Genomic DNA, 23652 nt, shown 5'->3' on the forward strand with positions numbered 1-23652 from the left:
GAGGTACAGCCATGAAATACAACAAGACCCTGGCACTCGTCCCCGCGATCTTGCTCGCTGCCTGTGGGGGCGAGGAGCAGACATTGAACGCCGAGCTGCCATCCGGCTCCGTCGTCTACTCCTATCCGGCCGATGGCCAGACCGGAATCAGCCCCAAATCCGATATCGTGATCCGCTTCTCCCATGCCATTACGGAAGAAGAAGCGGACATACAGAGCAAGATACTGGTTCAGGACAGCGCTGGTAACGTCGACTTTACCGTGACCAAAGTTGATGGCGGACGCAGCCTGAAGCTGGAACCTGCAGATAGTCTCAGCACCGGGACCGAATATTCCATCTCCTTTGTGGAACCACTCGCTGCGGCCAATGCCAATTCAGTTGGCACTCCGAACGCGGAAGGTCCAGAAGGGATCCAGTTCACTACCCGAGCCGGATTCACCGGCATTGCCAGTAAAGACAATCTGGCACCGAGTTTCGAAGTGGCGGAAATGATCCCCTCCCCCGAGGGTGAGCTGCAACCAATGGACTTCTCCAGCTTCCGTCTTCTCCTGACCCAGCCAGTCCACCCTCAGTGGAAGAAAATGGGTGGCAGCATCCTTCTCGAGGACAGCGACGGTAATGAGGTTCCGGCAAAAATCCTTGTCGACCAGCGTCGGATCACCGTTGATCCATGCCTGACCGACGAGCCGGCACAGTGCGGCACCAAGGCCGATGAGCTCATGGCCGGTGCCACTTACACGCTTAGCATCTCCGGACTCCCGAGCCTGACCAGTCCCGGTACCACACTGGATTTTGACAAGACCTTTACCGTCCGGGAAACCGGACCAACAGTCGTCCTGTTCCAGGAGGTCATCGACTCCGGTCTGCTGGCCGGCACCGAGCCGAACACCTCGAAACTCAATGGACAGATCATCAACGGCGTTACTCTGAACTCCGTGCTTCAGGGCACCGCCGGCCCGTCCCAACAGACAGGCGGTCTCTTCGCCGAGCTCGCCTACGCCCCGGCATTTGAGGCGGATGAGCCGTTGCCACTGCGTGTTCCGCGAAGCAGTGTGCTCAACAGCAGCAGCCTGGACGTCAAGATCAACGGCACTGTGCCAATCATCAATCCCGTAACTGGGGAGATTCAGCAGACCGGCAACATCAAGGTCACCATGATCTCCGATGCCAGCGGCTACCTGCTGCCGAACCCTTATACCGATGACCTCAACGCGCCCCGCCATGTGAAGCTTTTCATGGACGTAGCCATGAATACCGAGGAGGCCCAGCCCAATGCCTCCCTGTCCCAGAACCTCCTGGGCGTGGAACTCAGCGGCATCGCCCTGGTTGAGGACGGTGTGCTGACGATCGATGCCATCGGTGTCGTTGAGCCCAATTTGCTGGGTCAGGAGTTCACCGACTCCACCATCGCCTTCCGTATCGAGGCGGCCACTGACACCGACTCTGCACTCGACGCCGAGGATCTCTGGGAGCCCGACACCACCAGCCCGACCCTCGTTAGCTGGATGCCGGGTCCGGATTCTGCCATTCCGGGTGATCGGGACCAGATGCAGCGCCCCGGTGATCCGATTGTGCTGAATTTTGATGAACCTCTGGATGAAGACAGCCTCGACACCGCTTTCATCCTCTATGCCGGCAACGCAAGTACAGTACCCGTGGAAACCCGGCTTGATGGCACCACGGTAGCAATCAACCCTCAGGGAGGCCTGAAACATGGTGTCAATTACACCCTGGCAATCAGCAACGCACTGACTGACCTGGCCGGCAATAGCGCAGCGTCACAATCCTTGGACTTTGCCCTTCCGGCAATCAAGGATGGATCAGAAGCGCCGTTTGCCTCGCCCATCGCGCTGACGACCTACCCGGGCTATCCGTGCGCGACCGAAAATCTTGACCTCCCGAACGGGAGCCACGGCACCTGTGTCGACGCAGCACCAGGAGGCACGGTTCGTGACCAGCTTCCGGTCACTACCTTACCGAAGGACCGGCCGATTGTGGTGCAGTTCTCCCAGTCAATGGATCTCTCCACCATTAATTCCAACACCTTTGTGGTAGAGAAGATCTCGAATCCCGCAACGCCCGGAGCCGTAGGCACTGAAGAGATGGTCAGTGGCCGGTTGAACAAGAGCAATCAACGCGTGCGCTTTTTCCCGGACGCCGCCTGGGAGGTAGGTGCAACCTACCGCTACACTCTGAAATCAGCGGCGAACGGGGATTGCGGCACAGGAGATTACGTCTGCTCGGAAGAAAACCTTCCCCTTCAGACCGACGTTCTTGTTGACCCGACCGATGTGGGCGGGCCGAACCTGACCATCTACTTCACCGGCACAGAAGAGCAATCCAGTGTATTCACACCACTGCGTAACCTGCCGATCCGGGATACCAACTCCAACTATGTCATCGACTGCGATACGCCGGGAGGCACAGACTGCCTGGAGCCCTTTGCCCACGAGGAGGATGGCAACGGTGGCTTCCTGCCGTCAGCCAATGCGGGCAAGCTTGGAGTCGTGGGACAGCGTGCATCTGTCCTTGGCGCCGGAGCCGACGCACGGGTCGGTTGTTCAACCACCGGAGCCGACTGTCCGGACAATAAATTCATCTATCAGACCTACGGTCTGGATACAGAGGTAATCGGCCCGGCTTTCGATGAAGCAGGCAATAACATTGGCGTGCGGGTGCTGCTGTATCCGACCATGCTGGTGGCCTCTTCCGCCAGCGTGTTCCTGAAGTCCGACCTGGACCTGTTGTCACTGGCAGAGCTCGAGGAGCCCACCGGCCCTCAAATCATCCGTATGACATACGGCGAGCCTACTGAGGACAACCCCCTGGGATTGGTCGAGGGCTTGATTTCCGAAGGCAGTGACGGACGCCCCTATTTCAGTACTGTTGCGAACCTGACACTGGACGCTCCCAACCTGGCGCCCCTGGAGGGCATTGCACAGCACAATCTCTACAGTTACCCGATAAAACTCGTGCTGGACGGCCCGATTACCTTTTTCGATGATGGCCGGATGCAGATCGAGCAACGTAACACCGCCGTTGCGCCCATCAATGTGCTGATTGGCGGAGGGACTACGGCAGATATTCCGCTGCAGATTCCAGTGGGCGGCATTTACCTCAACTTCATCTCCAACCCGATCAAGGAGATCCCGGCCAAGCAATAACCTGAGATGTCTCCGCCTTGGGCCAGTCTTCGGACTGGCCTTTTTTATTCCCTTGTCCCGTCCTGACTTTTCCCCTCCCCCGCCAAACCTGATAATCTGGTTGCACAACGAAACCTGCTGCCATAACAACAATTCCCGGGAGATTCCATGGACAACGGCACTCATTACCGCACCTGTCACCTTTGCGAGGCCATGTGCGGCGTGGCCATTGAGGTGAAGGATGGCCACATTGCTTCCATCAAGGGCGATGAGAACGATCCCCTGAGCAAGGGCCATATCTGCCCGAAAGCCATTGCCTTGCAGGATCTCCATGAGGACCCGGAGCGGCTGCGCCAGCCCATGCGCAAGACCGCGAGCGGCTGGCAGAAGATTGGGTGGGACGAGGCTTTCGACCTGGTCGCCCGGCGCCTGCACCAGACCCGGAAGGAACACGGCCGCAACAGCATCGGGGTCTACCTGGGCAATCCCAATGTCCACAATCATGGGTCGCTGGTTGCGACCATGCCGTTCCTGCGTGCCATAGGCAGCCAGAACCGTTTTTCCGCCACGTCCAATGACCAGCTGCCCCATATGCTCGCCAGCCTGGAAATGTTCGGGCACCAGATCCTGTTTCCCATTCCGGACATCGACAATACTGATCTGTTCATCTGTATCGGCGCCAATCCCATGGCCTCGAATGGCAGTCTGATGACGGTGCCGGATGTGCGGGGTCGGCTGAAGGCCCTGAAGCAGCGTGGTGGCAAACTGGTGGTGATCGACCCCCGGCGCACGGAAACCGCCCGACTGGCCGATGAGTTTCACTTCATCCGTCCGGGCAACGATGCCCTGCTGCTGATGGCCATGGTGAATACCCTGTTCGAGGAGAACCTGGTCGATCCGGGCCCGGCGGAACGTCTCGTCAAGGATCTCGAGTTGCTGCAGCTGGCTGCCGTCCCCTACACGCCGGAAGCGGTGAGCGGCCACACGGGCATGGACGCCGAAGCGATCCGTGGCCTGGCCCGGCAACTCGCCTCGACCCGCAAGGCCGCCCTGTATTCGAGGATGGGCACCAGCACCCAGGCCTTCGGCGGCCTCGCTACGTGGCTGGCCTATTGCCTGAACATCCTGACCGGAAAGCTGGACTCGGTGGGGGGGGTGCTGTTCACCCAGCCGGCCATCGATCTGGTGGCGCTGGGGGCCATGAGCGGACAGAACGGGCATTTCGACAAGCGCCGAAGCCGGGTCCGTGATCTTCCCGAGTTTGCCGGTGAATACCCCGCCAGCACGATGGCGGACGAGATCCTTACGCCGGGTGACGGCCAGATCCGGGCCTTTGTGACGGTCGCCGGTAACCCGGTGCTCTCCAGCCCCAATGGCCGTCGCCTGGAGCAGGCGTTCGAGAAACTCGATTTCATGGTCTCGGTGGACTATTACCTGAACGAAACCACCCGCCATGCCGATGTCATCCTGCCGCCCACCGCCGCGCTGGAGCGCAGTCATTACGACCTGATATTCAGCATGTTTGCCGTGCGCAATTACGCCAAATACAGCGCCGCCCTGTTCGAGCCCAGTGAAGATGCGAAGCACGACTGGCAGATTCTCCTGGAACTGGCCCACCGTCTGGAACAGCACCGCAAGGGCGGCCGGTTGCCCTTGCGGTCGGAACTGGGCTGGCGCGCCTTCAAGCAAATCGGCCCGGACCCGATCCTGGATCTGTTGCTGCGTTCCGGCCCCTACGGTGCCGATACCGGGCCGGCCAGGAAATTCCTCCAGCCTGCGGTTGATCTGGTGCTCGATATTCTGCCCGAGCGGCACCCGCTTCGGGGTCTGGCGCGGCTGAGCCCGGTTAACCGGCAGTGGAATGCCCTTCCCAAGGGCCTCTCCCTCTCGGCACTCAGGGACCACCCCAACGGAGTGGATCTCGGCCCGCTCCAGCCATCTCTGCCGGACCGGCTGTTTACCCGGGATGGGCTCATCCATCTTGCGCCCCGGCGCTATCTGCAGGACCTGGGCCGCCTTCACAAACACCTGGTGTCACAACCGGATGACCAGCTATGCCTGATCGGCCGCCGGCATGTGCGCAGTAACAACTCCTGGATGCACAACAGTCGCCGACTGGTCAAAGGCAAGGATCGTTGCACACTGATGCTGCATCCGGATGATGCCGCGCGCCTCGGTCTTCAGGCCGGGGAATCTGCCCAAGTCCAGGGCGCCGGTCAGACCATCGTGCTGCCGGTCGAGGTTACCCCGGACATCATGCCGGGGGTGGCTTCCATACCCCACGGCTGGGGCCATGACCGTCAGGGCACCGGCCTCTCGGTGGCAAGCGCCCATGCCGGCGCCTCTATCAATGACGTGCTGGAGGACAATCAGATAGACCAGTTGTCCGGAACTTCCGTATTGAATGGCCAGTCGGTAACTGTCAGAGTCTGGCGTTCCGGAAAACAACGCCGTTCCGCCTGATCAAGAAAGGAGAGAGCATGCCTGTTTGGCTTCAGTGGACCCTGATTATTGCCGGCCTGATTGCCATAACCTGCCTGATCTGGTTCATCCGGAATCAGATGAATGTGCTCTCCGAGGGGCGCCGGCGTCAGGAAAAAGCCGAGGCGTTCCAGGCGAAGCGTCGAGAGGACATGATCGGCAGCATCCGCGTCATTGCCATGGCCGTGGAAGAGGATCAGATCGAGTACTCCGAAGCCTGCCTGCGCATCAAAGGACTGCTGGACCACGTCGCACCGCATCTGCTGGAGGAGGCTCCCTTCCGGATCTTCCAGACGGTTCACGAGAAACTGGAACATATGCCCACTCATCGGGCGCGGCAGGCAACCGAGACCCGATTCGTAGAGAAGATGGACAAGGAACGCTTCGAAGTCGAAGAAACCCACGCCGACGAAATCCGCCGGGCGGCGACAGCGATTCGTCATCACCAGTTCGACTAATCAGCCGAAACCCAACTGGTCAGACCTCATTTTTGTAACGGTTTGTAACATCAAAAGCCGGAAAGGCTGAGTTTTATCATTTAGAATCAGCAACTTCCGAAAACCCATAAAACTGACGCTCGAATCACACCTTTCACACACCGAACTATTGACTTTTCTTTTTGTCTTCGTGATCTAGATTATAAACAGGGTGGTGCCAGAATCTGCGGCGGCAACGCCCTACGTTGTTTTCTCCTGATAAGTTAGGACGACTCTGCAAAAAGCGGGTGAGCTTGCCGGCCATTGGGCCGGCTTTTTTCGTGGTCAAAGGCCCGACGGCGGTGTATCGGAGCTCCCGGTAACGGCATGAATACTGTCTTTGCCCTTCAACAACTCCTGGAACTGTCTGATAACACGCTCGGGGTCCAGGCCAAGCTCGTCGTAAAGGGCCTCCGGCACCTCCGCGGCCACCTTGCCGGTGACTCCCAGGGTCGCCAGATGCTGTCGACATAGCCAGAGCAGCCTTGGGTAAACCTGGTGCGGCCCCTGATAGGACGGATCGTTCTGGTGCCGGATCGCCACGATGACCTCCTCGGGCATGCCCCAGTTCTCCATTAGCCGTGCCGCCACATCATTCCGACTGATGCCGAGCAGGTAATACTCGATCACCGAGGGATCGAAGTGGGGATTCACTTCCTGGGCCCTTGAGACCAGTCGGTGGTGGGGTGGGAAGATCTGGGCCAGCGCCAGTTCTCCGAAGTTGTGCAACAGCCCTGCCAGGTATGCCAGGCCAAAGGTCGGGCGCTTGCCCCTCGGCATCATGCTGGCCAGAATCCCGGCTGACTGTGCCTGCCAGAGTGCGCGCCGCCAATACCCTGTATAGCCCTCTCCGCCATCAGTGGACTGCTTGAGGCCCCGGCCCATGGACAGCCCCATGGCCAGGTTCATCACCAGGTCAAAGCCCAGCACCCGGGAGACCGCGTCGTGGACGGATCGAACATGGCCGGCTGCACCATAGAACGAGGATGACGCCCAACTGACCACCTGGGCCGCCAGGCTGGGATCACTCTCGACAACATCCACCAGGTCGCCCATCACCGCATTAGGGTCCACCCGCAGGTGCACGATACGCTGCGCCGTTTCCGGCATCGGGGGCAACTCCAGGGTGTCTTCCAGGCGTTGCTGGATTCTCAGGGCGGTGAATTTCTTGATGCTGGAATGGAACTGGTCCGCGCCACCGGAGGACTTTTTTCCGGGCGCAGAAATCAGGGCAGGATCGACGGCAAAGGAACAATGCCAGGCCGCTTCTGCCAAGGAACGGAAGTCACTGGCCGCCATCACAATCGCCAGGTTCTGCCCGGCGAGTTCCAGCGAAACGGTATCCAGGTCCCGGACCCGGAAATCCACGACCGTCGGAAGCTCGGTCAGAGATGGCAGCGCGGGAAGGTCGGAAAGGCCGGTCCGGTCGATAATACGCCACTGCTCCGGACGCTCCATAATCCGGAAGTCACGGCCAAGTTGCTGGTTAAGCTGCTCGAGGTCGATCAGGTCATGTTTGCGACAGATGACCTGCAGGCTGCCCTGTTCATCACTGAGCAACAACATCCGCAATGCCGATAGCGAATCGACCTGACGGACAGTCGTCAGTGACACGCGTTGGGCAGAATCTCCAAGAGCCTGCCGCACCGCGAGGGGTAGTTCCATAAAGATCTCCCTGGTTCAGACGTCGCCATAGCGTATTCGTTCGCCCAACCAACGGCGAATCAGTCCATTGACAACGTCAGGGTGCTTCATCAGCGAAGGGGCCATCTCCCTGACCGGTTCAATCCAGCCCTTGTCCCTTTCAAAATCCGCGAGCCGGAATTGCATCATGCCCGTTTGCCGCGTTCCGAGGACCTCCCCGGGGCCACGGATTTCCAGGTCTTTTTCGGCAATAACGAAACCGTCCTGACTGTCGCGGAGCGCCTGCAGCCGCGCCTTGCCATTGGACGACAAAGGCGGGTGGTAGAGCAACACACAAAAGCTGGCCTGCTCACCACGCCCTACCCGGCCTCGCAACTGGTGCAGCTGGGCCAGACCGAGACGCTCCGGATTCTCGATGATGATAAGCGAGGCATTGGGCACATCCACCCCCACTTCAATCACCGTGGTCGCCACCAGCAAATCCAGCTCACCGGTCTTGAAACGCTCCATCACCTCAGCTTTTTCCTGAGCTTTCAGTCGACCGTGGACAAGGCCAACCTGCAACCCCGGGAGCCGTTCGGAAAGTTCCCGTGCTGTCACCTCCGCCGCCTGGCATTGCAGCGCCTCGGACTCTTCAATCAGCGTGCAGACCCAATAGGCCTGGCGGCCATCCCGGCAGGCGCTGCGAACCCGCTCAATCACATCATCGCGTCGACCGTCGGCAATCACAATAGTTTCAATGGGCTTGCGCCCGGGCGGCAATTCATCGATGACCGACGTATCGAGATCGGCATAGGCACTCATCGCAAGGGTACGGGGAATCGGGGTTGCGGTCATGATCAACTGGTGGGGCGCGAGGGAACCGCCCACGCCCTTTTCCCTCAGTGCCAGACGCTGGTGAACGCCGAACCGGTGCTGCTCGTCCACAATCACCAGCGCCAGCCGGTCGAACCGGACGTCCTCCTGGAACAGTGCATGGGTACCAATCACCACCGGGGCAACCCCGGAGCTCACGGCATCAAGCGCTTCCTGCCGGGCTTTGCCCTTGACCTTCCCCGAAAGCCAGGCCAGCCGGATACCCAAAGGCTCCAGCCAGCCACGGAAATTCTGGTAATGCTGCTCCGCCAGTATCTCGGTGGGTGCCATCAGGGCCACCTGGGCACCCGCACTGATCGCCTGCAGCGCCGCCAGTGCTGCCACCACAGTCTTCCCCGAGCCGACGTCGCCCTGAACCAGTCTGAGCATCGGGATGGGCTGACTCAGGTCCTGACGGATATCAGTCATGACATGTTTCTGGGCGCCGGTCAGGGCAAACGGGAGGCTGTCGAGAAAGCGGGCGGCAAGATCTCCGGCTGGCAGCAGCGGCAGTGCCTCCCGGGCCTGGATCTGTTCGCGCACCTGCAGAAGACTGAGCTGGTGCGCCAGTAATTCTTCCATCACCAGGCGTTGCTGCGCCGGATGTTTGCCCTCCATCAGCAGATGGACGGGCGCGTTCGCCGGTGGTGCATGCACCAGCCTTACCGCCTCGGTGATGCCCGGCAACTGGTAATCCGCCAGCAGGCCTGATGGCAGCCAGTCCCGGATGGGAAACCGGTCCAGGTAGGTCAGCGCCTGCTGACAGAGGTTCCTCACCCTGGGCTGCTGGATGCCCTCGGTGAGTGGATACACCGGGGTCAGGGTCGCCTGGCCTTCCGGCGGCATGGGCGGCGGATTCACCTGGTACTCGGGGTGGTAGAACTCGTAGCCGGCCCGACCCGGTCTGACTTCCCCGAAGCAGCGAACCCGGGCGCCCTCGGACAGCTGGTTCTTCTGGGCTGCATTGAAGTGGAAAAAGCGCATGACCAGGAAACCACTGCTGTCCCTGAGCGTCACCTGAAGGCTGCGGCGCCGGCCTATGACCAGATCCGCCTTCATCACTTCGCCCTCCACCACGGCCACATCGCCGATGCGGAGGTTGCCCATGGGGATCACCCGGGTACGATCCTCGTACCGGTGAGGCAAATGAAACAAAAGATCCTGCAGGGATTCGATGCCCAGCTTGGCGAGCTTATCCGCCAGGGCCTGTCCAACGCCCTTGAGTTGAGTGACGGGGATGTCGTCCAGTGCCGTCATAGGGAGCTCAGGCGGATTCGGCTACGGCCGGATTGTCCGTTTTCGCTTTCTCCACCACCCGGCACTGACTGGCCGCGAGAGACAACACATCGATGGCCTTGGGCCTCGGGAAGGTTACCCGCCAGGCCAGGGCCACGGTCCGGAACGGCACGGGAGGAGCAAACGGCCGGACAGCGAGGATGTCCTCGTGATACTGCATGGCCGTCGCCGCGGAGAGGGGCAACACGGTAACCCCAAGCCCCGAAGCCACCATATGACGAATGGTTTCCAGGGAGCTGCCTTCGGTCACCAGCGAGGGAGAGCCGTTGTCCACCCGCTTGGTAATCGCCTCCACCATGGGCGGGCAGGATTCCAGCACCTGGTCCCGGAAGCAGTGCCCCGGGCCCAGCAACAACAGCTGTTCCTTTGCCAGCTCCTCGGCGGTGAGCTGTTCCTTTTTGGCCAGCGGATGACCGGCCGGGAGCAGAACCACAAAGGGCTCGTCATAGAGTGGCAATGTCAGCACTTCCGGCTCTTCGAATGGCAGCGCGATGATAATTGCGTCCAGCTCGGACTGGCGCAGCTTCTGGCGCAGGTTGGCCGTGTAGTTCTCCTCGATATACAAGGGCATATCCGGTGCCGCCCGACGCAACTCAGGTAACAGGTGCGGGAACAGATAAGGACCGATGGTGTAGATGGCACCCACCTTCAGCGGTGAATTCAGCTGGTTTTTGCCGTCCTGCGCCATGTCCTTGATCACATGCACCTGATCCAGAACCCTCTGGGCCTGCTCGATGATACGCTGACCAGTCTCCGTCACTCGGATGCTGCTTTTGCTCCGCTCAAACAGAGGAATACCCAGCTCGTCCTCGAGCTTCTTGACGGCAACACTGAGCGTCGGCTGGCTGACATGACAGCGCTCCGCTGCCCGGCCAAAATGCCTTTCGCGGGCGAGGGTAACGACGTATCGTAACTCGGTAAGAGTCATGGTGAGCTCCGGTCAGATAGGTACGGGTCGAAGTTTCACTTATTTATGAGGTAAAGCATAAGGATTGAAATTGTCTATGGCAATCACTGAAAACGGACATCTGCCACGCATCCTGGTCGCCGGGTGCGGGAAACTTGGTGGCAGTATTGCCAGCGCCTTGCTCGACAATGCCGAGGTGTTCGGTCTTCGCCGGGATGCAAGCAAGGTACCTGAAGGAGTGGTCGGTATCCGCGCCGATCTGACCCGGCCGGAAACACTCGAAGGCAACCTCCCGGACCGCCTGGACATCGTCATTTACTGCCTGACGCCCGCCAGCTACGACGAAGACGGCTACCGGAACGCCTATGTCAATGGGCTGGCCAACCTGCTCGAAGCCATCGGAAATCAGTCACTGAAGCGCCTGATCTTCGTCAGCAGCACCAGTGTTTACTCCCAGGATGACGACGGGTGGGTGGATGAGAACAGCGAGACGGTACCGGCAAAATTCAGTGGGCAGCAAATCATCGCCGGCGAACAGACCGCGCTCGACAGCCTCCACCCGGCCACGATCGTGCGCTTCAGCGGGATCTACGGGCCCGGCCGCCAACGCTTCCTGGAGGAGGTTCTGGAAGGGCGCATGAATCCCCAGTCGCCGGCGCCTTTCAGCAACCGGATCCACGAAGTGGATGCCGCACGGGTGGTCGTTCACCTGGTGGACCGGGCTCTGGCGGACAAAAAACTGGAACCGGTATACATCGCCAGCGATTGTGAGCCGGTGAGACTGGATGAAGTGGTAGATTGGGTCCGGCAGAAAATTGCCTGCAAACCGCCTCAGGCGGGTGCGCGCAAGGGAGGCCGTGCCGGGAGTAAGCGATGCAGTAACAGGAGATTATTGGAAAGCGGGTTTACGTTCCGGTACCCCGACTTCCGGGCGGGGTACCGGGAGATGATCGACAGCCTCAGCTGAGCACCATCACAGCTTCCATCTCGACAGGCACACCCTTCGGCAGTGCCGCTACGCCAACGGCGGCACGGGCCGGATACGGCTCCTGGAAGTAAGTCGCCATGATCTCGTTGACGGTGGCGAAATTGGCCAGATCCGTCATGTAGATATTGAGCTTGACGATATCCTTGAGCTCACCGCCGGCCGCTTCACAGACGGCTTTGAGGTTCTCGAATACCTGACGGGTCTTGGCAGAGAAATCCCCCGGAACCACTTCCATGGTTTCCGGATCCAGCGGAATCTGACCGGAAAGGTAGACAGTGTCCCCTGCCTTGACCGCCTGCGAGTAGGTGCCAATCGCCTGGGGAGCATTTTCGGTCTGGATTACGGATTTGTTGGTCATGATCTCAGAATTCCTCTCTTCCAAAACGCCAATGCTCGCCGCTCACGGCCGCAACTGTCAACCGGCCTTTGGTCGACGTCAGTGGCGAACCCGGTTGATATGTGTCACTGCGCGGATGTTGCGTATCCGGCGCATCACACGGGCAAGATGTTTACGGCCATTGACGTGAACCACCAGGCTGACGATCCCGAACTTGGCGTTCTGGTCTTCCACGCTGATGCGCTCGATGTTGCCGTCAGCCATGGCCACCGCGTTGGCCAGCTCCGCAATCACACCGCGCTGGCGTTCCAGCTCCACCCGAAGCTCAACCGAGAACTCATCGGTAATATTCTTGGCCCACTTGAGGTGGGTCAGGCGCGCCCTGCCTTCGTCGTCTTCAGGCAGGCGGGAGCAGGTGTCGGAATGAATCACCATGCCATTGCCGGAGTCCATCACACCAACCACCGGATCTCCCGGAATCGGCTTGCAGCAGCTGGCGAACTTCACCAGCAACCCTTCCGTACCGCGGATGGTGACCGGACTGCCATCCGCCGGTCGCCCGGCTTCAACCGGTGCGCCCTCTGCGCCCTCGGCACCGTTGACCAGTTGCCGGGCCACCAGGTAGGCCATGCGGTTCCCAAGGCCAATGTCACTGATCAGATCGTCAAAGCTGTTCACCTGGTTGTGATTGACCACCGCCTGTTTCTGGCCGTCGCTGATCTCGGCGAGTTTGGCGCCAAAGCCCTTGAGTGACTTCTTCAACAAGGTACGACCAAGTTCCAGGGATTCCGCCCGTTTCTGGGTCTTGAGGACATGGCGAATACTGCTGCGAGCCTTGCCGGTGACCACGAAGCTGAGCCAGGCGGGATTGGGCCGCGCGCCCGGCGCGGTGATGATTTCCACTGTCTGGCCACTTTGCAGTGGCTGGCTCAGGGAACCAAGATTGCGATTGATCCGGCAGGCCACTGCCGCATTGCCGATATCGGTGTGGATGGCATAGGCAAAATCCACCGGTGTGGCACCGCTGGGCAACTCCATGATCCTGCCTTTCGGGGTGAATACGTAGATTTCGTCGGGGAACAGGTCCACCTTGACGTGTTCGATGAACTCCAGGGAGTCATCGGCACGCTCGCGCATCTCCATCAGGCCCTTGACCCAGCGGTCTACTCTGGCCTGATTGACGTTGGTGACATTGGACGGCTCGTTCTTGTACATCCAGTGGGCCGCAATGCCGTTGTTGGCGATGTGCTCCATCTCCTCGGTGCGGATCTGGATCTCGATGTTCACGTGCATACCGAAAAGGGTGGTGTGCAGGGACTGGTAGCCATTGGCCTTGGGCATGGCAATGTAATCCTTGAAACGGCCCGGCAGCGGCTTGTACAGGCTGTGCACAGCACCAAGGATGCGGTAGCAGTCGTCTTCGGTGTCGGTGATGATCCGAAAAGCGTACACATCCATGATCTCATGGAAGGATTTGTGTTTGAACTTCATCTTGTTGTAGATGCTGTTCAGATGCTTCTCGCGCCCGAGAATACGGCCCGGCAGCCCCCTTTCCTCCAGCTTTTCCTGCAGCTTGCCGCGGATTTCCTCGATGATTTCCCGGTGACTGCCCCGCAGCTTGTTCACCGCCTTGGAAATATACTTGGCCCGCATCGGGTACAGGGACGAGAAGCCCAGATCTTCAAGCTCGGTACAAATGGAGTGCATGCCCAGACGATTGGCAATCGGGGCGTAGATATCGAGGGTTTCGGTGGCGATACGCTGGCGCTTTTCGTAGGGCATGGGCCCGAGAGTGCGCATGTTGTGCAGCCGGTCGGCCAGTTTCACCAGAATCACCCGGATATCCCGGGCCATCGCCAGGGTCATTTTCTGGAAGTTCTCCGCCTGGGCTTCTGCCCGGGAGCGAAACTCAATCTGGGTCAGCTTGCTGACGCCATCCACCAGTTCCGCCACATCCTCGCCAAACTGTTCGGCCAGGGCATCCTTGGGAATCCCGGTGTCTTCAATGACGTCGTGGAGCATGGCAGCCATCAGGCTCTGATGGTCAAGCTTCAGCTCGGCGAGGATACCGGCGACCGCCAGGGGATGGGTAATGTAACGGTCCCCGCTCTTGCGCATCTGCCCTTCGTGAGCCTGTTCGGCGTAATAGTAGGCCCTTCGCACCTGATTGATGCGATTGGTATCCAGATAGGTACTGAGCTCTCCCGCCAGACCTTCAACCGTAGGCTCCGCCGACACCGCGCCTCCACACTTTTCGAATTTCAGGGACAAAAAAACCCGAATGCACGCATCCGGGTCCTTCCTGGTCCTTCCAGCAACGTTCTATAGATACACTATAAAACCGCGGGGACAGATTTCAATGGTTCTCACTTGCGCGTAGGTGCAAATCCTGCGCAGTGATCAATCCTCGTCTTCTTCTTTCAGAAGATCTCGGGTTACCTTGCCCTCGGCAATTTCGCGCAGCGCAATGACCGTCGGCTTATCGTTCTCTTCCGGAACCATCGGTTCAAAGCCCTTGGTTGCAATCTGGCGGGCACGCTTGGTAGCCAGCATCACCAGCTGGAAGCGGTTATCGACGTTTTCCAGACAATCTTCAACGGTAACTCGTGCCATAACTTCCCCGACAAATAAAATGACTGATTCAGCAGACCGGATAGTTTACTGCTACCGGCTCAATTTGTATACAGGAAAACCGCGTATCACGCCTTGCCGGACAGTCCGGCCAGCAGCCCCCTGTGCCGGACCTGCTGGACCTGCATACGCAGGCGCTGGCTACGGACAATCGCCAGCAGATCCGCCAGCGCCACCTGAAAATCATCGTTCACCACCAGGTAATCGAACTCCAGGGCGTGGGAGCATTCTTCGGTGGCTTCCCTGAGTCGGCGTTCGACGACGTCCGTAGCGTCGGTACCGCGTCCGGTCAGACGCTCCCGCAGGACCTCGGAGGAGGGAGGAACAATGAAGATGCTGACGCATTCCGGAATGAGCCGGCGCACCTGTTCGGCCCCCTGCCAGTCGATTTCGAGAATGACGTCCTCGCCCCGGGCCAGGGTCTCACGCACCCAGACCTGGGAGGTACCATAGTAATTGCCGAAAACATCGGCATGCTCCAGGAAATCTCCCCGGGCGATCATGGCCTCGAATACATCGCGGCTGACGAAGTGGTAGTTCACCCCGTCCTGTTCCCCTTCCCGCATCGGCCGGGTGGTGTGGGAAATAGATACACCGAGCTTAGAATCATTTTTCAGCATTTCTGCCACGAGGCTGGTCTTGCCCGCACCCGAGGGGGCAGAAATCACAAACAGGGTGCCCTGCTCACCGGCCTGACTCATGATTGAAAACTCCCGAACGTCGATGTGTTGCTCGCCCCTGGGGCTGGAAAAGCGGGTGATTATACGTGAAAGCCGCAGGGTCGGCGAATGTGGGGGAATATGCAAGACGGGGTCAGATGAAAGTGTTCATCAGACCCCATTGCTAGTCGCTACCCCGAGGCCAGGCCGTTGCTCAGGGGTCTGATGAACACTTTCATCTGACCCCATTCCAGACCATCGCCCCCGGAGTCAGACCCAAGCCCCAGGGGGCTGATGAAAACCTTCATCTGACCCCATTTTCAACCTGCTCCCCACTGTCATTCTGGCGCCACAGCCATTTCTCCAGCAGGATAATCAGGAACCCCGCCAACGCCACACCCGCGGACATCAACCAGTCAGCCGCCTCCAGGGGTCGGGTATGGAAAAGCTGGTTGAGTGGCTCAAAATAGACAAAGGCCAGTTGCAACACCAGGGTCACCCCAATACCGAGGTACACCCAGAGATTGCCGAACAGACCGATCCGCCAGAACGTCTGGGTGAGCGAGCGGCAGTTGAGCAGATACAGCATCTGGAACAGGATGATGGTTGTGACGGCCATGGTCTGTGCCTTACCCCGGGCGAGCTCAACCGCAGCCCCTTCGGAAAGATCGGCGGCGTACTCCAGCAGGAAAAGTCCTGCCGCCCCACCGGTCATCAGGGCTCCGACCAGGAAGGTACGAACCACCAGGAACCGGCTCAGTAGTGGCTCCTTCGGCGGCCGCGGCGGTCGCTTCATCAAGCCAGGCTCCCTGGCCTCCAGGGCCAACGGCAGCGCCAGTGCAATGGCAACGACCAGGTTCACCCAAAGAATCTGTACCGGCTCGATCGGCATCAGAAGATGGCCGTCAGTAACGGGGAAGAAAAGTACCGCAACCAGGATGATCATGGCCTGCCCGAGACTGGTGGGCAGCACGAAAGCGAGGGACTTGGAGAGATTATCGTAGACCCGCCGCCCCTCCTCTACGGCGGCGCTTATGGAGGCAAAATTATCATCTGCCAGCACAATGTCGCTGGCCTCCCTGGCGACCGCCGTGCCATTGATTCCCATGGCAACGCCGATCTCCGCCCGCTTCAGTGCCGGCGCATCGTTGACACCATCACCGGTCATGGCAACAACCTGCCCCCCGGCCTGAAGCGCCTTGACCAGCCGCAGTTTATGCTCTGGCGCCACACGGGCAAAAACGTTGGTGGAGTGCACCAGTTCAAGCAGTTCGGCATCGGTTGCCGCCTCGATCTGCACGCCCGTCACCACCTGCGCACCGTCGCCGTCGGCCTCCAGCAAACCAATGCTCTGGCCGATTGCCCGGGCGGTCTCCGCGTGATCGCCGGTGACCATCTTGACCACAACGCCGGCCTGCTGACAGATCCTGACGGCTTGAATGGCTTCATCGCGGGGTGGATCCGACATGCCGACCAGCCCCAGGAAACAAAGCTCGTCCCGCCAGCCGGACGACTCCAGATCCACCTCGCCCGCAGGTGGCTTTGCCATGGCAACGGCCAGCACACGCATGCCTCGTGCAGCCAGCGCTTCCACGGCTTCATGCACGAGCTCCATGGCCATTGGCCGGCCTCCGGCGAATACCGGACACATCTCGGCGATCACCTCTGGCGCACCCTTTACACACACCATGCCGGCCCCGTCACCGGATTCGTGCAGGGTCGCCATGAACTGACTCTCCGAACTGAACGGGATCTCGTCCTTGCGGGGGAAGGCTGCCCGCATCGAGTCTTCATCCAGCTCTGCCTTACCGGCGGCGACGACCAGAGCCCCCTCGGTGGGGTCGCCGACGATTCGCCAGCGACTATCTTTGCACTCCAGCTCCGCATCGTTGCAAAGCAAACCCGCCAGCAGCAAGTCGTGAACCTGCTCCGGCACCGGGGACAATGACTGGCCTCCGGCCCGCAGCTCGCCTTCGGGCGCGTACCCGATACCGGTCACCTCGACTTCCAGATCCGGCGTCCACAACGCCTCGGCAGTCATCTCATTTCGCGTCAGGGTGCCGGTCTTGTCGGTACAGATGACGGTGGTACTGCCCAGGGTTTCTACAGCGGGGAGGTGACGGACGATGGCACGGCGACGCGCCATGCGCTGTACACCGATGGCCGATGCGATGGTAATAACGGCGGGCAAGCCCTCGGGAATCGATGCAACGGCCAGCGTGATTGCGGCCAGCGCACTGTCGAGCAGCGAATTATCCCGCCACATCCCGACAAGAAAGATAAGCACCGCGACCACGAGGATCGCCAGGGAAATGACTCTGACCAGGCTAGCGAGCCGAAGGGTCAGCGGGGTTTGCAGCTCCGAGGTTTCACTCAGCAACCGGGAAATCCGACCAAGCTCACTGGTGGCGCCAGTAGCAACCACCACGCCGTCCGCAGTACCGGCTGTGACCAGGGTCCCACCGAAAGCCATGGAATGGCGATCACCAATCACCGCGTCATCTGCCACCGGCTCTTCCTGCTTGGTCACCGGAAGCGATTCCCCGGTCAGTGCTGCCTCATCAACCTGCAGTCCATTGACCTCAAGCAGCCGGACATCCGCTGCCACCTGGTCTCCAGCCTGCAGTAACAGCACATCCCCCGGCACCACCGTGTGGGCGGGAACCGACCTGGCGTCACCGTCGCGCAGCACCGTGGCATTCTGGGGCACCATCCGGCTCAACGCCTCGATGGCCTGGGTGGCGCGCACCTCCTGGACAAAGCCGATGGTGGTGTTAAGCACAACAACGGCGAGCACCACAAAACTGTCCGTCACCTTGCCAATCAGGATGGCAAGCACCGCTGCCGCCAGCAGCACGTAGACAATCGGATCGGCCAGCTGATGCAGAAGAATCCTGTACCAGGACCGACGACCGTTTCGCTCAATACGATTCGGCCCGCTCTTTTTCAGCCGACGCCGGGCCTCCGATGTGGAAAGCCCCTGCGACCTGGTCCCCAGCCGATCGAGGACTTCCTTGAGAGCGCGAGCATGCCAGTGAAAATCGTCCATGGGTCCAGGTAACCGCCTCGGCTTATCCGTTACTCGATGTTTTGCACCTGTTCCCGCATCTGCTCGATCAGCACCTTGAGATCCACTGCTGCCCGAGTGACATCGGCATCGATGCTCTTGCTGCTCAGGGTATTGGCTTCCCGATTCAGCTCCTGCATCAGGAAATCCAGGCGCCGGCCAATCGCGTCATCCCGCTTCAGGGTATCCGAGACCTCGCCGATATGGGCATCGAGGCGATCCAGCTCTTCCGCCACATCGCTCTTCTGGGCCAGCATCACCATTTCCTGGGCGATCCGATCAGGATCCAGCTCGACACTGGCTTTCTCGAACCGTTCCCGCAAATTGCGCTCCTGGGCCTCAAGCAATTCCGGCATCCGGGCGCGAACATCCGCCACCAGCTTGCCCATGGTCTCCAGGCGGTCCTCGAACAAGGGACGCAGCCGCTCCCCTTCCCGCTCACGAACGGTAACCAGCTCCGCCACGGTATCGGCAAACAGCTCCGCCGCCGCTTCCCTCGCAGCAGTGTAGTCCTGCTCCGGCACGGACAGCACACCGGGCCAGCGGAGAATATCGAGCGCGCTGATGTGGGCCGGGTTATCCAGCATCCGGTTGATATGGTTGGCAGCGTTGTTCACCGCCTTTGCCATCTCGTCACTGATCTCGAAGCTTTGTGCGGTGTTCTCGGCGGACTGAAGCCGCATGGAGATATCCACCTTGCCCCGCTTCAGGCCCTTGCGCAACTCCTCCCGGAACTTGTTCTCCAGCTCCCGGAACGCCTCCGGCAACCGGAATGACGGCTCCAGGTAACGATGGTTCACGGTGCGAATCTCGCAGGTCAGGGTGCCCCAGTCTCCACGGGCATCCTTCCGGGCAAAGGCAGTCATACTCCGGATCATATCGGCTCCAATCATCATGTTTGGCAGATCACCGGAGTTTAACAGGCTCTTAACAGTTGCGGCGAACCCGACCAAAAGGGAAGGGACGATCCGCCTGTGTTCTCCGTTGAGCGTGTTATACTCGCTGTCCTTTCATTACCCCGCCCGGACCCGAGTCCGGACATTCAGATCCAGATACAGGACACACTATGCGACCAAGCGGCAGAACGCCCGAGCAACCCAGAGACGTCCGAATCACCCGTAATTACACCCGCCATGCCGAAGGTTCCGTGCTGGTGGAATTCGGGGACACCAAAGTGATCTGCACCGCCTCCGTCGAAAACAAGGTACCACCCTTCCTGCGAGGCGAAGGCAAAGGCTGGATCACCGCCGAATACGGCATGCTGCCCCGCTCCACCGGCAGCCGCATGGGCCGGGAAGCCGCCCGCGGCAAACAGGGCGGACGCACCGTCGAAATCCAGCGCCTGATCGGCCGCTCCCTGCGCGCCGCCGTCGACCTCTCCGCCCTGGGCGAACACACCATCACCGTCGACTGCGACGTCATCCAGGCCGACGGCGGCACCCGCACAGCGGCAATCACCGGCGGCTGCGTCGCCCTGGTGGACGCCCTGAACTACCTGGTAGCCGAAAAGCGCATTAAAGCCTCCCCGCTCAAGCAGATGGTGGCGGCACTTTCCGTGGGGGTTTACAAGGGAACACCAGTGGTCGACCTGGACTACCCGGAAGACTCCGAAGCCGAAACCGACATGAACGTCATCATGACCGACAAGGGTGGCTTCATCGAAATCCAGGGAACGGCGGAAGGCGCACCGTTTGAACAGTCAGAACTGGACAGCATGCTGACCCTGGCGAAACAGGGTATTGAGCAGTTGTTCGAGATTCAGAAAACAGCGCTGGAAGGCTAAACAGAAAGTCTGGGGCGCCTGCATGGCACCACGTCCCCAGACTGTTGAGGGCCATGGACGGCCCGAAACAAGCGCACATGGATGTGCTCGTAGCGTGTCTGGGGACGTGGTGCCATGCGGGCGCCTCCCCCCAGACTTTAAATCAGGGCTTAAAAACCAATCTCGATGTCGTAATCCATGATCACCGGCGCGTGATCCGAGAACCGGGTTGAAGTATCAATCCACCCATCCTGGATAGTCTTGCGAATCCCCGGCGTCAGCAACTGGTAGTCCACCCGGATACCGGCATTCCGACGGGCACCCTCCGCCTGCTCCGGCCACCAGGTAAACTGATTGCTCTGCTTGTTCACCTCGCGGAAGGCATCAATACAGCCCATCTCATCAAACAGCCGATCCAGCCACGCCCGTTCGTGGGGCAGGAAACCGGAAAAATCGAACTTGTGATAGAGCGGACTGGCATCCGTCACATGGTGGGCTGTTTGCAAGTTCGCACAGAAGATGAACTGACGACGCTTTCGCAGGGTCTTCTGCATATGCAGACCGAACGCATCCAGGAACTCGTCCTTGTGATCCAGGACAGTCAGGTCATCCTCACCGATCAGCTCTTCCTCGCGCCCGAGCGCGCTGGGTGCCAGCACACAGGCTACAGAGACCTTGTCGAAGTCTGCCTGCAGGAAGCGCCCCTCGCGGTCCGCCTGCTCATTGGCAAAACCGTACATGATGGCCTTGGGAAAATGACGGGTATAGATACCGACACCGCCATGCTCGTTCTTCTCACCATCAATGAAGTAGGCTTCATAGCCCTCGGGGATGAGGTTGTAGTCTTCGATCTCGTAGGCCCGCATGCGGTGATCCTGAACGCAAACCACGTCAGCGTCCTGGTCGGCCAGCCAGTCAAAAAAGCCCTTATCAACAGCCTGGGCGAGGCCATTGACGCTGATTGATACTACCCGCATACGTGTTCCCTGATTCGGTTTGTGTGTATGATACCGTTTTTACGCACTAATTAAAGATCCACACCCGCCAGAAGCCTTGTCATGCACGACTATCAGCAAGATTTCATCGAATTCGCCATCCAGCGGAACGTGTTGCGTTTTGGAGAGTTCACACTCAAATCCGGCCGCACCAGCCCGTACTTTTTCAACGCCGGACTGTTCAACACCGGAAACGACCTGCTGCAATTAAGCAAAGCCTATGCCGCCGCTATCAGCCGCAGCGGGCTGGATTATGACATCATTTTCGGCCCTGCCTATAAGGGCATTCCCTTGGCCACTGTTACCGCTATGGCCCTGGCTACAGAAGGTAACAGCAAACCGTTTGCCTTTAACCGCAAAGAAAAGAAAGATCATGGTGAGGGCGGCAACATCGTCGGCGCACCACTGGAGGGCAAAGTGCTGATCGTGGATGACGTCATCACTGCCGGTACTGCCATCCGTGAGTCCATTGACCTTATCCGGGCCGCAGGTGCCGAACCGGCAGGCGTGCTGATCGCCCTCGATCGACAGGAAAAAGGTAACGGCGAACTCTCGGCCATCCAGGAAGTGGAAAAGGAATTCGGTATTCCGGTGGTCAGTATCATTCGCCTCGAACAGGTGCTCGACTACCTCAAGGCCAACCCGGAGTTTGGCGGTCACGCGGACAAGGTAGCCGAATACCGTGATCAATACGGAGTCTGACTGATGGGCAATCGTCTGTCTGTGTATTCGTCGGCATTGCTGCTGGTAGCCGCCATGGGCGCCTCGCTACCGGCAAATGCCCAGATGTATCGCTACACCGACGCACAGGGCCAGGTAGTAATCAGCAATACCATTCCCCAGGAAGCCACAAAACGGGGCTACGACATCCTGGGCAGTAACGGCCGGGTGGTGGAAACCGTCCCGCCTGCGCCGACCGAAGAAGAGATTGCAGCCCGCAAGGCCGAGAAAAAACGCCAACAGGAACGGGAACGCCAGCGCGAGCAGGACGAACTGCTGCTCAAACGCTACAGCCACCCGGACCAGGCGGTTGAAGCCATGCATCGAAAGGTGCGGGAAATGAATGGCCTTATCCAGCTCAAGCGCGGCAACATCCAGGTGATCTCATCCCAGCTCAATAACGAGCAGAGTCGCGCTGCGGATATGGAGCGCGCAGGCCGGGAAATCCCGCCGGCCACCCTGGACAAGATCCGGCGGCTTGAATCCCAGATCGAGGAAATCGAGCAGGATATTGCCAGCCAGCGACAGGATATCGTGGAGCTCAAACAGAGCTATCGGGAAGATATTCAGCGGCTGGAAGTGATTACGGACAAGAAACGGACGCTGCCTCTGGAAGTGGCCGGCGAGCAGTAAAAGGCCAGGCATAAAAATGGGGTCAGAAGAAGGCTTTCTTCTGACCCCGCCGTCAATCCAGCTCAGTTCACATCGGCCAGATGATGCAAAAAGGGGTCAGATGAAAGCTTTCATCTGACCCCATCTTCTTCACGTCAATGCAGATCAAGCAGAGGCTGTGCTCTTCTTGGCAGCTGCAGAGCTGCTGCTCTTGCGGGCAGTGGTCTTGCGAGCGGCCGGTTTCTTCGGCTCAACACTCTTCTTGGCTTCCTGGGCCGCCTCGGACACGTCGTCGGCCGCTTCGGAGACAGTTTCCGCACTTTCAGCCGCTTCCTTCTCCAGCTTGGCCACCAGCTCGGCAGCGAAGTTGCCGAAACGGGAGTTCAGGCTGCGCAGCTGCTCGAACAGGCTTTCGCTGTAACCGTCATAGCGCTTGCGCAGGTTCTTGACGCTGTACTCGCGAGCTTCGGATTCCAGCTTTTCGGCGTACTCGAACGGCTTGGCAGCGATTTTCTTCTGCTGCTCTTCCGCGGCGTTGATGCCCTTGTCGACGATTTCCTGAATCTGTTCCTGGTAGGACTTGAGTTTACCCATGATGGACTCTCCTTGGTTTCGTGAACATTCGTCGGGCCCGCTAACTGCTTAAATCGCGGGCCTTCTTTCGATCTCACTAACCAAGATACGGGCAAAAATTAGAATGTTCATACTAAAAACCAGCTACCACCGGAAAAGAACCCAACTGGGCACCAGCAGGTCCGATTCGGTTTCCCGGATCCAGCCACCACCATCGGCAGGCACCAGGTAATACTCGGGTCCGACCTCCGGCACCACTTTGATTTCCATCAGCTGGCCATTCACCCGGTACTCGTAGAACACCTCGTTCTCGCCGGGGCGGATAACAATCTGGGGGCCTTCAGCCTCCGGCTGATAATCGGTCACCACCACCGGCTCTTTCGGAGTCTCCACCGGGGTCTGGTCCAGCGCCCCCTCTTCCTGAGCCAAGGCTGCCAGCGGCAGGCCAAGTAGCAGTATGGCGGGGTAAGCGATTCGCTTCATTTTCGTGATACCCTTTCGTCAAT

General features: G+C 59.6%; 19 protein-coding genes. 7 read left to right on the forward strand and 12 right to left on the reverse strand.

The window, feature by feature from the left end; translation table 11 throughout:
• The first annotated feature begins 11 nt into the window (after positions 1 to 11).
• From ACQUTG_RS10150 to ACQUTG_RS10160, 3 genes are all read left to right on the forward strand, one after another.
• A complete protein-coding gene (locus ACQUTG_RS10150) occupies positions 12 to 3164 on the forward strand; it encodes an Ig-like domain-containing protein (protein WP_428919291.1) in 3153 nt (1050 codons plus the stop codon).
• 147 nt (positions 3165 to 3311) lie between these two features.
• Positions 3312 to 5606: a molybdopterin-dependent oxidoreductase gene (locus ACQUTG_RS10155; RefSeq protein WP_428919292.1), complete on the forward strand. Its 2295-nt coding sequence runs from the start codon at positions 3312 to 3314 to the stop codon at positions 5604 to 5606.
• 17 nt (positions 5607 to 5623) lie between these two features.
• On the forward strand, positions 5624 to 6082 hold the full coding sequence (locus ACQUTG_RS10160; protein WP_428919293.1) for a DUF2489 domain-containing protein: 459 nt from the start codon (positions 5624 to 5626) through the stop codon (positions 6080 to 6082).
• Positions 6083 to 6385: 303 nt separating this feature from the next.
• Here ACQUTG_RS10160 and ACQUTG_RS10165 read toward each other — a convergent pair whose 3' ends face one another.
• The 3 genes from ACQUTG_RS10165 to ACQUTG_RS10175 are packed head-to-tail and all read right to left on the reverse strand — an operon-like array spanning position 6386 to position 10823.
• Positions 6386 to 7765 (reverse strand): HDOD domain-containing protein, encoded by a 1380-nt coding sequence (locus tag ACQUTG_RS10165; RefSeq protein ID WP_428919294.1) that lies wholly within the window; start codon positions 7763 to 7765, stop codon positions 6386 to 6388.
• Between the two features lie 15 nt (positions 7766 to 7780).
• Complete coding sequence (gene recG / locus ACQUTG_RS10170) at positions 7781 to 9856, reverse strand: ATP-dependent DNA helicase RecG (protein ID WP_428919295.1); 2076 nt, start codon at positions 9854 to 9856, stop codon at positions 7781 to 7783.
• Positions 9857 to 9863: 7 nt separating this feature from the next.
• A complete protein-coding gene (locus ACQUTG_RS10175) occupies positions 9864 to 10823 on the reverse strand; it encodes a hydrogen peroxide-inducible genes activator (protein ID WP_428919296.1) in 960 nt (319 codons plus the stop codon).
• Positions 10824 to 10899: 76 nt separating this feature from the next.
• Here ACQUTG_RS10175 and ACQUTG_RS10180 point away from each other — a divergent pair, with 76 nt between their 5' ends.
• Positions 10900 to 11769, forward strand: coding sequence for an NAD-dependent epimerase/dehydratase family protein (locus ACQUTG_RS10180; protein ID WP_428919297.1), 870 nt, complete (start codon positions 10900 to 10902; stop codon positions 11767 to 11769).
• Here the strand turns inward: ACQUTG_RS10180 and ACQUTG_RS10185 are convergent.
• From ACQUTG_RS10185 to ACQUTG_RS10210, 6 genes are all read right to left on the reverse strand, one after another.
• Positions 11762 to 12148: a RidA family protein gene (locus ACQUTG_RS10185; protein ID WP_091997337.1), complete on the reverse strand. Its 387-nt coding sequence runs from the start codon at positions 12146 to 12148 to the stop codon at positions 11762 to 11764. The two genes, ACQUTG_RS10180 and ACQUTG_RS10185, sit on opposite strands and share 8 nt — an antisense overlap.
• Positions 12149 to 12226: 78 nt before the next feature.
• Positions 12227 to 14365 carry a RelA/SpoT family protein gene (locus ACQUTG_RS10190; RefSeq protein WP_428919298.1) on the reverse strand — a complete coding sequence of 713 codons (2139 nt, stop codon included), beginning with the start codon at positions 14363 to 14365 and terminating at the stop codon, positions 12227 to 12229.
• Between the two features lie 162 nt (positions 14366 to 14527).
• Entirely contained in the window at positions 14528 to 14740 is a 213-nt protein-coding gene (gene rpoZ, locus ACQUTG_RS10195; protein ID WP_091997338.1) for a DNA-directed RNA polymerase subunit omega, read from the reverse strand.
• Between the two features lie 86 nt (positions 14741 to 14826).
• Entirely contained in the window at positions 14827 to 15459 is a 633-nt protein-coding gene (gene gmk / locus ACQUTG_RS10200; protein ID WP_428919299.1) for a guanylate kinase, read from the reverse strand.
• Between the two features lie 262 nt (positions 15460 to 15721).
• Positions 15722 to 18466, reverse strand: coding sequence for a cation-translocating P-type ATPase (locus tag ACQUTG_RS10205; RefSeq protein ID WP_428919300.1), 2745 nt, complete (start codon positions 18464 to 18466; stop codon positions 15722 to 15724).
• A gap of 29 nt (positions 18467 to 18495) precedes the next feature.
• Positions 18496 to 19362 (reverse strand): YicC/YloC family endoribonuclease, encoded by an 867-nt coding sequence (locus ACQUTG_RS10210; RefSeq protein ID WP_428919301.1) that lies wholly within the window; start codon positions 19360 to 19362, stop codon positions 18496 to 18498.
• A gap of 188 nt (positions 19363 to 19550) precedes the next feature.
• Here ACQUTG_RS10210 and rph point away from each other — a divergent pair, with 188 nt between their 5' ends.
• Positions 19551 to 20267, forward strand: coding sequence for a ribonuclease PH (rph, locus tag ACQUTG_RS10215; protein ID WP_428919302.1), 717 nt, complete (start codon positions 19551 to 19553; stop codon positions 20265 to 20267).
• 149 nt (positions 20268 to 20416) lie between these two features.
• Here rph and ACQUTG_RS10220 read toward each other — a convergent pair whose 3' ends face one another.
• Positions 20417 to 21223: an exodeoxyribonuclease III gene (locus tag ACQUTG_RS10220; RefSeq protein ID WP_428919303.1), complete on the reverse strand. Its 807-nt coding sequence runs from the start codon at positions 21221 to 21223 to the stop codon at positions 20417 to 20419.
• 81 nt (positions 21224 to 21304) lie between these two features.
• Between ACQUTG_RS10220 and pyrE the strand changes: the two genes are divergently transcribed.
• A complete protein-coding gene (pyrE, locus tag ACQUTG_RS10225) occupies positions 21305 to 21943 on the forward strand; it encodes an orotate phosphoribosyltransferase (RefSeq protein ID WP_428919304.1) in 639 nt (212 codons plus the stop codon).
• A 3-nt stretch (positions 21944 to 21946) separates the two neighbouring features.
• A complete protein-coding gene (locus ACQUTG_RS10230) occupies positions 21947 to 22594 on the forward strand; it encodes a DUF4124 domain-containing protein (RefSeq protein ID WP_428919305.1) in 648 nt (215 codons plus the stop codon).
• 144 nt (positions 22595 to 22738) lie between these two features.
• Here ACQUTG_RS10230 and ACQUTG_RS10235 read toward each other — a convergent pair whose 3' ends face one another.
• A complete protein-coding gene (locus ACQUTG_RS10235) occupies positions 22739 to 23167 on the reverse strand; it encodes a hypothetical protein (RefSeq protein ID WP_428919306.1) in 429 nt (142 codons plus the stop codon).
• A gap of 123 nt (positions 23168 to 23290) precedes the next feature.
• Positions 23291 to 23629 (reverse strand): DUF2782 domain-containing protein, encoded by a 339-nt coding sequence (locus ACQUTG_RS10240; RefSeq protein ID WP_428919307.1) that lies wholly within the window; start codon positions 23627 to 23629, stop codon positions 23291 to 23293.
• Positions 23630 to 23652 lie beyond the last annotated feature (23 nt).

The sequence above is a fragment of the Marinobacter sp. DUT-1 genome (assembly GCF_050379415.1).
Taxonomy (GTDB): domain Bacteria; phylum Pseudomonadota; class Gammaproteobacteria; order Pseudomonadales; family Oleiphilaceae; genus Marinobacter.